The following is a 12,808-nucleotide window of genomic DNA, read 5'->3' as shown; positions in this document are numbered from 1 at the left end:
CGAATTGAAAACCGCCCCTCCCCCCGTCATCATCCTCGTCCGCCCGCAACTCGGCGAAAATATCGGCAAAGCCGCGCGCGCGATGCTCAATTTCGGGCTCACCGAACTCCGCCTCGTGAGCCCACGCGACGGCTGGCCCAATCCCGATGCCGGCCCCGCCGCCGCCGGTGCCGACCGCGTCCTCGCCGACGCCACCGTTTTCGCGACGCTGGCCGAGGCGGTCGCCGACTGCACCCACATCTATGCCACCACCGTCCGCAAACGCGGCGTCACCAAGCCGGTCCTGACCCCCGAAGCCGCGGCGCAGGCCGTTCACGCCAGCGCGGGGCGCTCGGCCTATATTTTCGGTGCCGAACGCTCGGGGCTCGACAGCGACGACGTCGCGCTCGCGCACCAGATCGTCACCGTGCCGATCAACCGCGAATTCGGCTCGCTCAACCTCGCGCAGGCGGTGATCCTGCTCGCCTATGAATGGTCGAAGGGGCAGGATCTGGCGAGCCCACCCGACGTCCCGCTCGATCCGCCGGCCGCGCACGCCGAACTGGAGGAACTGATCCAGCACCTCGTACGCGACCTCGACACGGCGGGCTATTTCTTCCCCGCCGCGCGCACCACAGCGACCTTGCGCACGCTGCGCACCGCGCTGACCAAGGCCGGCTGGACCAGCAACGAGATGCGAATGATGCACGGCATCGTTACGGCCCTTGGCCGCAAGGCAAAAAAGCGCTAAGGGCGTTTCAACCCTTAATTCAGGAGCTTCTTTCCCATGATGACCTTCGCCCTCGCCCTTATGCTCGCCGCAGCGCCCGCCGAAAACGCCCCCGCCGCCGATCCGACCGGCGCGACGCAGACCGCCAAGCCGGTCAAGGCGAAGAAGATCTGCAAGAGCATCCGGATGACCGGCAGCACGATCGGCCGCCGCATCTGCAAGACCGAGGCGCAGTGGAACGGCCAGGCGGAGGACGGCGCCCAGTCGCTCGACCTCGTCGATCAGGGCTTCAAGGCCAACGTCGGCAACGGCGCCGTCAACTAAGCGCCGACCGAACGCGCCCCGCCGCGGCGGGGCTAATGAAACCGACGATCCGGTCATGCCCCGCGGCATGGCCGGATTTTCTGTAGGGTCAGGAGCGTATGGCGTCCCAGCGCGCCGCTTCATAAGCGATCGACTGTTCGACCAGCTCGTCCCACACCGCGCGCAGCCGCTCGGGATCGAGCCCCGCGGCGATGGCCTCGCGCGCGACATTGTCGAGCACCTCGGCCTTGCGCGCTTCGTCGCGCACGGCGCCGCGATCGGTCTTGATCCGCGCCGCGGCGTCCATATAGCCGAAGCGGCGAACGAGCAGCGCGACGAGTTCACGGTCGACCTGATCGACCCCGGCGCGCACTTCGGCCATGGTTTCGCAGTGATCGGGCAGTTTGTCGGAGGTCATGGGCGCTGCCTTTAACGGCTTTTTCGGCGCTGTCGAGCGGCGCGCGCGACGCTTGACTTTCCGCCCCTCGCCGTCTAGTCGCGCGCCTTCGCAATGGACCCCGCACCCCGGTGAAGCGGTGGTCGCACAGGACGCAAGCTCCTGTGGTGCGACCCGGGACACGCCAAAATCCTTTGGCACACAGCATATTGGAGACGACATATGTCGAAGCGCCAGAGCGCCAAGTATAAACTCGACCGCCGGATGGGCGAAAACATCTGGGGTCGTCCGAAGAGCCCGGTCAACCGCCGCGAATATGGCCCCGGCCAGCACGGTCAGCGCCGCAAGGGCAAGATGTCCGACTTCGGCATCCAGCTCCGCGCGAAGCAGAAGCTGAAGGGCTATTACGGCGACATCACCGAAAAGCAGTTCAAGAAGAATTATTTCGAAGCCTCGCGCATGAAGGGCGACACCGGCCAGAACCTGATCGGCCTGCTCGAGCGCCGCCTCGACGCCGTCGTCTACCGCTCGAAGTTTACCCCGACGATCTTCTCGGCGCGCCAGCTCGTCAGCCACGGTCACGTCTATGTGAATGGCGTGAAGTGCAACGTCGCCAGCCGTCTCGTGAAGCCGGGCGACGAAGTCACCCTCGGCAAGAAGGCCCAGGAAATGGCGCTGGTCGCCGAAGCGCAGAGCCTGCCCGAGCGCGACCTGCCCGAATATCTCTCGGTCGATGGCACCAAGTCGACCTATGTCCGCGTTCCGACGCTGGACGAGGTTCCTTACCCGGTGAAGATGGAACCGAACCTGGTCGTCGAATTCTATTCGCGCTGATCCGGTTTCCACCGCAACGACTTCAGGGGGGCGGTCCGCAAGGGCCGCCCTTCTTGCATCGGGCGACCGCGGCTGGCACAAGCCCCCGGTCGAACACGAAAAACCGAGGAATTTCCATGCTTCGCTTCCCCAGAACCGCCGCGGCCTTCGCGGTCCTCCTGTCCGTTGCCGCGTGCAACGCCTCCGACAAGGCGGCGGCGCCCGATACGGTTGATGCGTCGGCGATCCCCGACGTCCAAATCCCCGAGCTGTCGCTCGCGACGCTGCAGGAAGTGACCAAGGAACTGTCGTCGGACGCCTATGAGGGGCGCGCGCCGGGGACGCCGGGCGAGGAAAAGACCGTTGCCTATATCATCAAGAAATACACCGAAGCTGGGCTCCAGCCCGGCAACAACGGTAGCTGGACGCAGGATGTGCCGCTGGTCGAAATCACCGCCAGCAACGCCACCCCGCTGACCTTCACCGGCGGCAAGACCCCGGTCACCGCGCAATATGCCAGCGACTATGTCGCGTTCAGCTATCGCGTAACGCCGAAAACCGAAATCAAGGACAGCGACGTCGTGTTCGTCGGCTACGGCATCAACGCCCCCGAAAAGGGCTGGAACGACTATGCCGGGCTCGATGTGAAGGGCAAGACCGTCGTCGTCCTAGTCAACGATCCCGACTGGCAGACCGCTGAAGCCAAAGGCGAATTCAACGGCCGCGCGATGACCTATTACGGCCGCTGGTCCTATAAATATGAAGAAGCCGCGCGCCAGGGCGCCGCGGCGGTGCTGATCGTCCACGACACCGAACCCGCCGCCTATGGCTGGAACGTCGTGGAAAGCAGCAACACCGGCACCCAATATCTCGCCGACAGCAAGACTGGCGGCGCCGACCAGACGCTCGCCAACGGCTGGATCCAGCTTCCCAAGGCGAAAGAGCTGTTCGCCAGCGCCGGGCAGGACTTCGACAAGCTGCGCGAGGCCGCTAAGCAAAAGGGCTTCAAACCCGTCGCGCTGACCGGCGTGAAGGCGAATTTCGGCTTCGATAATCAGATTTCGAAGAAGATGTCGCGCAACGTCATCGGCGTGCTGCCGGGCGCCAAGCGGCCCGAGGAATATGTGCTCTACACCGGCCATTGGGATCACCTCGGCCGCTGCACCCCGGTCGCCGGCGACGACATCTGCAATGGCGCGGTCGACAATGCGAGCGGCATTGCGGGGCTGGTGACGCTGGCACAGGCGTTCAAACAGGCCGGCGCCCCCGACCGCAGCATCGTCTTCCTCGCGGTCACCGCCGAGGAATCGGGGCTGCTCGGCTCGAAATATTACGCCGAAAACCCGGTCTACCCGCTCGCCCAGACCGTCGGCGGGGTTAATATGGACGCGCTCAATTCGGTCGGCCCGGCGAAAGATATCGTCGTCGTCGGCAGCGGCAAATCCGAACTCGACGCCTATGTCGCCAAGCTTGCCCAGATGGAAGGCCGCACGGTCAAGGAAGAACCGACCCCCGAAAAGGGCTTCTATTACCGTTCGGACCATTTCAGCTTCGCCAAGCTCGGTGTGCCGATGTTCAATTTCGGCAGCGGCGACGAACTGGTCGACGGCGGCATCGAGGCCGGCAAGGCGGCGTCGGAAGATTATGAAAAGAATCGCTACCACGCCCCGGCCGACGAATATGAGGCGATCACCAACTGGGACGGCATGATGTCGGACCTGCGGCTCTATTATGCCGCGGGTCGGATGCTCGCGATGACCGAGGCGTGGCCGAACTGGAACGAAGGCGACGAATTCCGCGCCGCCCGCGACAAGTCGCGTAGCGCGGCGAAATAACGCGTCCCATCTCCGTTCGTGCTGAGCTTGTCGAAGCACCGTTCTTCTTCATTGGGAAATAGAACGGCCCTTCGACAAGCACAGGGCGAACGGAGTTGGGCCGAGCTTTTACACGGGAAGATCCATGACGCTGAAAATGCCCCCCGAATGGGCGCCGCACGAAGCGGTGTGGATTGGTTTCCCCCATATGGTCGAGGAATGGGCGGGGCAGATCGACGCCGGCCGCCGCGACGTCGCCGCCTTCGCCAACGCCGTTCACGACGAAGGCCGCGGCGAGACGGTGCGGCTGGTGGTGCGCGATCATGCCAATGCCGATCTGGCCGAAACGATGGTCGATCCGGGGGTGGAACTGCACATCCTGCCGTTCGGCGACATCTGGCTGCGCGATACCGGGCCGATCATCGTCGGCACCGGCGATGCGCGGGAAGCGCGCAATTTCGATTTCAACTGGTGGGGCGATAAATTCGTCATGCCCGGCGACCGCGAGATAGGTTCGATCATCGCCGCCTATATGGCATTCCCGACGCGCAACTGTGACTGGGTGCTGGAAGGCGGCGGCATCGATGTCGACGGCACCGGCCTCTGCGTCACCACCGAGGAATGCCTGCTCAACCCGAACCGCAACCCGTCACTGACGCGCGCCGACATCGAAACGCGGCTGCACCAGTCGCTCGGGATAGAGCGCACCCTGTGGCTCGGCAACGGGCTCGTCGGCGACCACACCGACGGCCACGTCGACAATCTGGCGCGCTTCGTCGGCGAAGAACGGCTCGCCCTGCCCGTCGCGACGGACGATGACCCCAACGCCGCCGTTTACGCCGATGCGCGTGCGCGCGCCGAAGCGTTCGGGGTCGAAATCGTCGACCTTCCCTCGCCCGGCCGCGTCGAGATGGACGGTGAGATCGCGGCGGCGAGCTATATGAACTTCTACATCGGCAACAGCACCGTCGTCGTGCCGACCTATGGCGTCGCCAACGATCAGGCCGCGATCGACACTCTCGCCGCGCTCTTCCCCGACCGCCGCGCCGTCGGCGTCCCCGCGCGCGGGATCATCGCCGGCGGCGGCAGTTTCCATTGTTCGAGCCAGCAGGTTCCGGCATAAAGCAGCGATGACCCGTACCCTCACCGTCGCCGCGCTTCAGCTTACCCTGCCCGGCCCCGTCCAGCCCAATATCGACGCGGTCACCGCGCTCGTCGAGGAAGCGGCCGCGAAGGGCGCCCAGGTCATCCTGCCGCCCGAACTCTTCGAAGGTCCTTATTTTTGCCAGGTCGAGGATGAGGCGCTGTTCGCGTCGGCGCGCCCGACCGCCGAACATCCCAGCGTGCTGGCGATGCAGGCGCTCGCCGCGAAGCTGAAAGTCGCGATCCCGACCAGCTTTTTCGAGCGGGACGGCCCGCATTATTACAACACCCTCGCGATGATCGGCCCCGACGGGGCGATCATGGGGACGTACCGCAAGAGCCACATTCCCGACGGCCCGGGGTATGAAGAGAAATATTATTTTCGCCCCGGCAACACCGGCTTCAAGGTGTGGGATGTGTTCGGCACCCGCATCGGCGTCGGGGTGTGCTGGGACCAATGGTATCCCGAATGCGCGCGCGCGATGGCGCTGATGGGCGCCGAGCTGCTCTTCTATCCGACGGCAATCGGCAGCGAACCCTACGACGCCGACCTCGACACCAGCCGCATGTGGCGCCGCGCGATGCAGGGCCATGCGGTGTCGAACTGCATGCCCGTCATCGCCGCGAACCGCATCGGCACCGAGGGCGATGCCGATTTCTATGGCCACAGCTTCATCACCGACGAATGGGGCGATTTGACGCAGGAATATGGCGCGAGTGAAACCGGCGTGCTGGTCGAAATGATCGACCTCGACCGCGCCGCCAAGCACCGCGCCGGCATGGGCTTCTTCCGCGACCGCCGGCCCCAGCTTTACGGACGGCTTGCCGAGGATATTTGACGGCTACTCTGCCTCGGTGCTCAGCCCCAGCTCCGGAATCCCGATCGAGCGCCGCCCCCCGAAGTCCGACCGCACGACGATCGCCCCCTGCTTCTCCATATACTCCACCAGTCGCCGGATGCGTCCGGGCGATCGCGTGCCATAGGCGCGGCCGAGCGCGTCGTCGTCGGGGCAGGGTTCGCCCTCCATCGCGGCGCGCGCGATCTGCAGGAACGGCGCCAGCATGTCGTCGGGCAGTCGCACCGCCGCGTCGAGCAGCGCCGCCCAGCGCGGCTCCGACGGGTCGAATATCCCGCCCTTGGCGAGCGCGAAGCGGCGGCGAAAGGCCGACAGGTCGAGCGGCACCCGGCCCAGCCGCTGCATCCGGCACCGGACCGAAAAATCCTGGTACAAAAAGGCTTCGGGATGGAACGCGCAATCGGGGTCGGCGAGCATCTCCTCGAGCGCCGCGGTCACCACCGCGTCGGCATCGACCGCATCCTCGGCCGCCGCGACCAGATCGGTCGGCGGCGCGGGCGCCGCGTCGGCGTCCTGCTGGGCGATACGGCGGATGAGTTCACCCGCTTCGACCGGCGCGGGTTCGGCGGCGGACAGCGGCGGCGGCGGCGCGCCGTCCATCGCCGCGAACAGCATCGTGCGCATCTCGGCGGTTTCGGCGGCGGGCAGCGGCAACAGCGCGTGGGTGCCCGATTGCGTCGCGGTCCGCGTCGCACCGATCCGCACCGACACCGGCCGCCGCGATATCGCCGGGCCAAGGCCCAGGAAACATCCGCGGTCGAGGTCGCGGATCGCCTCGGCCTGCCGACGTTCCATCCCCAGCAGGTCGGCGGCGCGCGCCATGTCGATGTCCAGGAAGGTGCGCCCCATCAGGAAATTGCTCGCCTCGGCGGCGACATTCTTCGCCAGCTTGGCGAGCCGCTGGGTCGCGATCGCCCCGGCCAGACCGCGCTTGCGTCCGCGACACATCAGATTGGTCATCGCGCTCAGGCTGGCGCGGCGCACCGCGTCGGACACGTCGCCCGACGCGCTCGGCGCGAACATCTGCGCCTCGTCGACGACGACCAGCGCCGGAAACCAGTGCGCGCGCGGCGCGTCGAACATCGCGTTCAGGAAAGCCGCGGCGCAGCTCATCTGCGCCTCGATCTCCAGCGTGTCGAGCGCCAGCACCACCGAGGCGCGATGTTCGCGGATGCGCGCGCCGATCGCCGCGATCTCGCGCTCGTCATAATCGCCGGCGTTGATCACGACATGCGCGTAAGCATCGGCAAGCGTAACGAAATCGCCCTCGGGATCGATGATCACCTGTTGCACCATCCCGGCGCTTTGTTCGAGCAGCCGGCGCAGCAGGTGCGACTTGCCCGATCCCGAATTGCCCTGGACGAGCAATCGCGTCGCCAGCAGTTCCTGGACGTCGATACGCACGGCCTGCCCCGCGGTGTCGGTCCCGATCTCGATGCTGCTGTTCACGCGGCCCGCCCTACCGGGCCGTCCCCTCGATGACAACCGAGCGCGCCGGGTCGTGCGGCGATTTTTGCCCGCTTGCCAAGCGCCGACGCGCAGCCGAGAGTCGCGCGATGGATTTCGACGACCTGCTCCGCCGCTATTTCGGCACCGCCGACCTCGCCGCGCTGCGCCCCGACGCCTTCGATGCCGGCACCGAGCGGATGCGCGTCGATTTCGGGTTGGAGACCAATGCCGGCCGACGCTTCGCGCTGTGGACGCTGATGTACACGCTCGGCGCCGCGCCCGACCTCGACGTCGCCTTCAAGGACGAGGGCGAGCGCAATTCGGCGCGCGATTTCATGGACCTCGTCGGCCGCGCCACCGACAGCGCGCCCTAGCGCGTCCCGGGCGGCGGCGCCGGCTCGGGCGGCGGAATCTCGTCGGGCGGGCGCGGGGTGTCGATCGGCAGCCGCAGGTCGATCCGGCTGCCGTTGATTTCGGTCGAAATGACCGCATCACCCTGGTCGATCCCGATGCGCGTCGAATCGCCGATCGGGATGTCGCTGATCGTCGGGACGTCCTGCGGCTCGACCGGGCCGCGCGGATTGGCGGGACGAACCGGTCGCGCCTTCGCCCCCGTCGCCTCGCCCATGAAATCGCGCCAGATGCGCGCCGGCAGGCCGCCGCCCGACACGCCGGCCAGCGGCGAATTGTCGTCGTTGCCGATCCACACCCCCACGACCAGCCCGTTGGCATAGCCGACGAACAACGCGTCGCGGCTGTCCTGCGTCGTCCCGGTCTTGCCGTAATTCGCCTGCGGCAACCGCGCCGCGCGCCCGGTGCCGCGATTGACCGCCGCGCGGAGCATCTGTTCGATAGCGTCGTGCACGCGCGAGCGGAAATGGCTGGGCCCCGAAAACAGGTCGGCGAACCAGCCGGTCTCTTCCATCGCAAAGGCGTGCGGCTCGACCGGATAGGCGTTGCCGGCGACCGCGGCATAGGCGGCGGTGAGTTCGAGCAACGTCATGCTCGACGTCCCCAGCGCCATGCTGGGATCGCCCTGCGGCAGCGGCGCGGTGACCCCCAGGTTGCGCGCGAGCGCGATGACCTTGTCGTCGCCGACCTCGCCGAGCAGCCGCACCGCGGCGACGTTGCTCGACATCGCGAACGCGTCCTCCAGCGTGATCGACGGCGAGTAGACGCCGTCCGAATTTTTGGGGCGATACGATCCCGTCTCGATCGGCCCGTTCGGAATCGTGTCGCCGGGCTCCCAGCCCTCCTGCAGCGCCGCCAGATAGACGAACAGCTTGAACGTCGATCCCGGCTGGCGCTTCGCCTGCGTCACGCGGTTGAACGGCGAGGCGGCATAGTCGCGGCCGCCGACCATCGCGACGACCTCGCCGTTCGGGCGCATCGCGACGAGCGCGACCTGCGCCTTGCCCAGCCCGGCGCGCGCGGTCACGCGCCGCGCCGCGGCCTGCAACCGCGCGTCGAGCGTCGTCTTCAGCGTCTGGCGCGCATAGCCGACATCGCTCAGCTTGCGCGCCTCGGGCAGCGCCCAGTCGGCGAAATAGGTCCCGGTGGGCAGCGTGTTGCGCGTCCGCACGTCGATGCGCGGGGTGCGGATCGCCTTCGCCTCGCGCGCGGTCAGATAGCCGGCATCGACCATCGCCCCCAGCACCAGCCGCATCCGCTTTTCCGCCAGGTCGAAATTGCGCGTCGGCGCCAGCCGCGACGGCGCCTGCACCAATCCGGCCAGCATCGCCGCCTGCGCAGGCGTCAGCTTTTCGGGCTGGCGATAGAAATAATGCAGCGACGCGGCGCGCAGGCCATAGGTGTTGTCGCCGAAATAGGCGTTCGACAGATAGCGTTCGAGGATCTCGTCCTTGGTCAGCCACGCCTCGAGCCAGAAGGCGATCAGCGCCTCGCGCGCCTTGCGGCCCAGCGTGCGCTTCGGCGTGAGGAAGGTGAATTTCGCCAGCTGCTGGGTGATCGTGCTGCCACCCTGGGTGCGCCCGCTCGTCATGTTGCTCCACACCGCGCGCGCGATGCTGCGCGGGTCGACGCCCCAATGCGTATAGAAACGCCGGTCCTCGATCGCGAGGAAAGCGCCGGTCACATGGCGCGGCAGCTTGCTCGCCACCACCGGTTTTTCGACGATCGCGCCGATCCGCGCGATCGGGGTGCCGTCGGACGCGAGCAATGTGATCTGCGGCGGTGCGATCGGCTCGAGCGATTTGGACAGCGGCGCGGTGATCGCCAGCCAGCCGACGAGCAGTATCAGGATGATGACGAGCGCGCCCAGCCCGCGCGAAATCCAGCGCAGCCGATTGCGCCACCGGCTTTCGGGCGGCGGCAACGCTACGCCGTTCGCATCCACAGGCGCGGGATGGAGCGGATCGGGATGGGGGAACGCACTCATTCTTCGCTCCGTGTTACACCCGTAACACACTTTATGCAAATATGTCGCGAATCCGGCTGTGTCGCCGCCGCGTCGCGGCCATGACGGTCGTGGTGCCCCTGGCCGGACTCGAACCAGCACTCCTTGCGGAACCGCATTTTGAGTGCGGCGCGTCTACCAATTTCACCACAGGGGCCCGTGGACAGCACCGGTGCGGGACGTGATTCCCGGCCGGCACCCGATGCGGAGGAGCCGTTGCCACAGAATGATGGTTTTAGTCTAGTGGATAAGCAGCATTGCCCATAAGACGGCGCCATGACCGAACCCGAAAAGCCCGCCCCTGCCCAGCCGAGCGCATCGCGCGCCACCGCCCCATCCGCGTCTGGCGCATCCGCGTCGGGCTTCAGTTCGGCCAGGATCGCGACAGCAACCATGGTCGTCCTGGCGATCGTCGCGACCGCATGGGTGGCGATTGCATTGACGCGGTTTTTCATGCTGGTGTTCGCCGCGATCGTGCTCGCGGCGATTTTCGGTGCGATCGCCGACTGGCTTGTCCGCCGGACCAGGATGCCGCGCGGCTGGGCGCTGGCGCTTTCGGTCGCCGGCATCGTCGCGCTGTTCATCGGGGTCTTCGCGCTGTTCGGCTCGCAGCTCGCGCGCGAAATCGACACGATCCGCGAACAGGTGCCGCGCGCGCTGCAGGGGGTCGAGGCGTTCCTCGACCGCTTCGGCCTGGGAGCGCAGGTGCGCGACGTCGCCGCGGTCGGCAGCGAGGATCTTTCGCGGCTGGCGTCGCAGGCGGGCGGCTATGCGCTGGCGGCGGGCAGCGGCATTGCCGACTTCGTCCTGGTGCTGGTCGCGGCGATTTTCCTGGCGAGCGATCCCGCGACCTACAAACGCGGCCTGCTGATGCTGATCCCCGCTAGAGCCGAACCCACAGCAAAACTGGCTCTGGAAGATGCGGCGCGCGGGCTCAAGGGCTGGATGGTCGGCCAGGCCGTGTCGTCGCTCGTCGTCGCCGCCTTCACCTGGGCCGGGCTCGCGCTGCTCGGCGTCCCTGCCGCGGGCGGGCTGGGGCTGATCGCCGGGCTGCTCGACGTCATTCCGATGATCGGCCCGATCATCGCCGGGCTTCCGGCGGTGCTGCTCGCCTTCACCGTATCGCCCGCCACCGCGCTGTGGACGCTGCTGCTGTTCCTCGTCATCCAGCAATTGCAGGGCAATTTCCTGCAACCGATGATCCAGAAACAGGCGGTCGACGTCCCGCCCGCGGTGCTGCTGTTCGCGGTCGTCGCCGCCGGGGTGCTGTTCGGCTTCCTCGGCGTGCTCCTCGCCGCGCCGCTGACCGTGGTCGTCTATGTGCTGGTGCAACGCGTCTATGTGAAGACGCTGCTCGGCAAGGACATCAAGGTCGCGGGGCGGGATTGAACTCTCCCCTCCCTGCCAGGGAGGGGAAGGCCTACTTCTTCAATTCCTTCGCCAGCGTCTTCGCCGTCGCCTTGCCATAGGGCGGCTTGAAGCCCGCCAGCCCCGCGACATCCAGCTTCGGCTGGCGATACACCGCGCGCGCATGGCTGAAGGTGCGAAAGCCATCGACGCCGTGATAATTGCCCATCCCCGACGGGCCGACGCCGCCGAACGGCAGATCCTCCATCGCATTGTGGAACAGCACGTCGTTGACCGTCACGCCCCCCGAAATCGTCCGCGTCAGCACGCGGTCCTCCTCGCTCTTGTCCTGCCCGAAATAATACAGCCCCAGCGGGCGGTCGTTCGCGTTTACATAATCGATCGCTTCGTCGATCGTCTTGTAGGTCTTCACGGGAAGGATCGGGCCGAAGATTTCCTCCTGCATCACTTTCATGTCCGACGTCGGATTGCGGACGATGTGCAGCGGCATCTTGTGACCGTTGGCGCTCGCGAAATCCTCATTCCCCGGATTGACCTCGATCACTTCGGCGCCCTTTTCGCGCGCGTCGGCCAGATAGGACTGCAGCCGGTCGTAATTGCGCACATTGACCACCGAGGTATAATCGTCGTTCGCGAGCAAGGTCGGATACAGCGCCGCAGCGCCCTTGGTCACGCTGTCGATGACCGCGCTTTCCTCATCCTCGGCGACGAGCAGGTAATCGGGGGCGAGGCAGATCTGCCCCGCGTTCATCATCTTGCCGAGCGCGACGCGCTGCCCGACCAGTTCCTTGTTCGCAGAGCGCCCGATGAAGGTCGGCGACTTGCCGCCCAGCTCGAGCGTCACCGGCACCAGATTGTCCGCCGCGGCGCGCATGATGTGCCGCCCCACACTGGTAGCACCCGTGAAAATCATATGGTCGAACGCGAGCTTCGAGAATGCCACCCCGACCTCGGCATCGCCGGTGAATACCGCCATCTCGCTCTCGTCGAAATATTCGGGGACCAGCCGCGCCATCAGCGCCGACACATTTTCGGTGAACTCGCTGGGCTTGATCATCGCGCGATTGCCCGCCGCAAGCACCCCCGCCATCGGCACGAACACCATCCCGACCGGGAAATTCCACGGCGCGACGATCCCGACGACGCCCTTGGGCTGATAGATCACCTCGGCCTTCGCGCCGAGCAGCCCGAGCGGAAAGGTGGGCCTCCGCTTCTCACCCTTTGCCCAGCTCGCCAGATGCTTCTTGGCGTGCTTCAGCGCGCTGACCGACGGCATGATGTCGGTCATCAGTGTCTGTTCGCGGCTGCGATGCCCGAAATCCTCGCTCACCGCCTTGGCAAAATCCTCGGCATGGTCGACGAGCAGCGCGATCGCGCGGTCGATGCGGTCGGTCCGCACCGCCAGCGTTTCGGGCATCGCCGCGGTAAAGCTCTTCTTCTGCGCTGCCAGCACCGCGTGCATGCGCTGCGTTTCGCCGGCGATATCCTGCGTGATCGCAGTGGCCATGACCCGTCTCCCCTGATGCCTTGAACGCGACG

At 66.5% G+C, this 12,808-nt stretch carries 12 protein-coding genes and 1 tRNA gene; 8 read left to right on the top strand and 5 right to left on the bottom strand.

From position 1 onward, the window contains the following. Window positions 1–4: 4 nt before the first annotated feature. Together HEQ22_RS06090 and HEQ22_RS06085 are read left to right on the top strand one after the other, a co-directional pair. Window positions 5–730, top strand: a complete 726-nt coding sequence (locus HEQ22_RS06090) for an RNA methyltransferase (protein ID WP_432770301.1) — start codon at window positions 5–7, stop codon at window positions 728–730. A 36-nt stretch (window positions 731–766) separates the two neighbouring features. After that, window positions 767–1,033, top strand: a complete 267-nt coding sequence (locus tag HEQ22_RS06085; RefSeq protein ID WP_432770300.1) for a hypothetical protein — start codon at window positions 767–769, stop codon at window positions 1,031–1,033. An 88-nt stretch (window positions 1,034–1,121) separates the two neighbouring features. On the opposite strand, the gene HEQ22_RS06080 is transcribed toward HEQ22_RS06085, so the two are convergent. Beyond that, a complete protein-coding gene (locus HEQ22_RS06080) occupies window positions 1,122–1,430 on the bottom strand; it encodes a chorismate mutase (RefSeq protein WP_432770299.1) in 309 nt (102 codons plus the stop codon). 201 nt (window positions 1,431–1,631) lie between these two features. Here HEQ22_RS06080 and rpsD point away from each other — a divergent pair, with 201 nt between their 5' ends. From rpsD to aguB, 4 genes are all read left to right on the top strand, one after another. Further along, the gene (rpsD, locus tag HEQ22_RS06075) at window positions 1,632–2,243 is read left to right on the top strand and encodes a 30S ribosomal protein S4 (RefSeq protein WP_037510385.1); all 612 of its coding nucleotides are present in this window, start codon (window positions 1,632–1,634) and stop codon (window positions 2,241–2,243) included. Between the two features lie 116 nt (window positions 2,244–2,359). Continuing rightward, a complete protein-coding gene (locus HEQ22_RS06070; protein ID WP_432770298.1) occupies window positions 2,360–4,057 on the top strand; it encodes a M28 family metallopeptidase in 1,698 nt (565 codons plus the stop codon). A gap of 124 nt (window positions 4,058–4,181) precedes the next feature. Then, a complete protein-coding gene (locus tag HEQ22_RS06065) occupies window positions 4,182–5,159 on the top strand; it encodes an agmatine deiminase family protein (protein ID WP_432770297.1) in 978 nt (325 codons plus the stop codon). A 7-nt stretch (window positions 5,160–5,166) separates the two neighbouring features. Continuing rightward, a complete protein-coding gene (gene aguB, locus HEQ22_RS06060) occupies window positions 5,167–6,018 on the top strand; it encodes an N-carbamoylputrescine amidase (protein WP_432770296.1) in 852 nt (283 codons plus the stop codon). 3 nt (window positions 6,019–6,021) lie between these two features. On the opposite strand, the gene HEQ22_RS06055 is transcribed toward aguB, so the two are convergent. Continuing rightward, the gene (locus HEQ22_RS06055; RefSeq protein ID WP_432770295.1) at window positions 6,022–7,485 is read right to left on the bottom strand and encodes a helicase HerA domain-containing protein; all 1,464 of its coding nucleotides are present in this window, start codon (window positions 7,483–7,485) and stop codon (window positions 6,022–6,024) included. A 107-nt stretch (window positions 7,486–7,592) separates the two neighbouring features. Between HEQ22_RS06055 and HEQ22_RS06050 the strand changes: the two genes are divergently transcribed. Then, entirely contained in the window at window positions 7,593–7,859 is a 267-nt protein-coding gene (locus tag HEQ22_RS06050; RefSeq protein ID WP_432770294.1) for a hypothetical protein, read from the top strand. Here the strand turns inward: HEQ22_RS06050 and HEQ22_RS06045 are convergent. Beyond that, window positions 7,856–9,883, bottom strand: coding sequence for a transglycosylase domain-containing protein (locus HEQ22_RS06045; protein ID WP_432770293.1), 2,028 nt, complete (start codon window positions 9,881–9,883; stop codon window positions 7,856–7,858). The genes HEQ22_RS06050 and HEQ22_RS06045 overlap by 4 nt on opposite strands. A gap of 90 nt (window positions 9,884–9,973) precedes the next feature. Beyond that, window positions 9,974–10,058, bottom strand: a tRNA-Leu gene (locus HEQ22_RS06040). A 119-nt stretch (window positions 10,059–10,177) separates the two neighbouring features. Between HEQ22_RS06040 and HEQ22_RS06035 the strand changes: the two genes are divergently transcribed. Then, on the top strand, window positions 10,178–11,290 hold the full coding sequence (locus tag HEQ22_RS06035; protein ID WP_432770292.1) for an AI-2E family transporter: 1,113 nt from the start codon (window positions 10,178–10,180) through the stop codon (window positions 11,288–11,290). A gap of 31 nt (window positions 11,291–11,321) precedes the next feature. On the opposite strand, the gene HEQ22_RS06030 is transcribed toward HEQ22_RS06035, so the two are convergent. Continuing rightward, on the bottom strand, window positions 11,322–12,776 hold the full coding sequence (locus HEQ22_RS06030) for a coniferyl aldehyde dehydrogenase (RefSeq protein ID WP_432770291.1): 1,455 nt from the start codon (window positions 12,774–12,776) through the stop codon (window positions 11,322–11,324). Between the last annotated feature and the right edge of the window lie 32 nt (window positions 12,777–12,808).

Source organism: Sphingopyxis sp., assembly GCF_050916055.1.
Lineage (GTDB): Bacteria > Pseudomonadota > Alphaproteobacteria > Sphingomonadales > Sphingomonadaceae > Sphingopyxis.
This window is presented reverse-complemented; position numbering and strand designations above follow the sequence as displayed.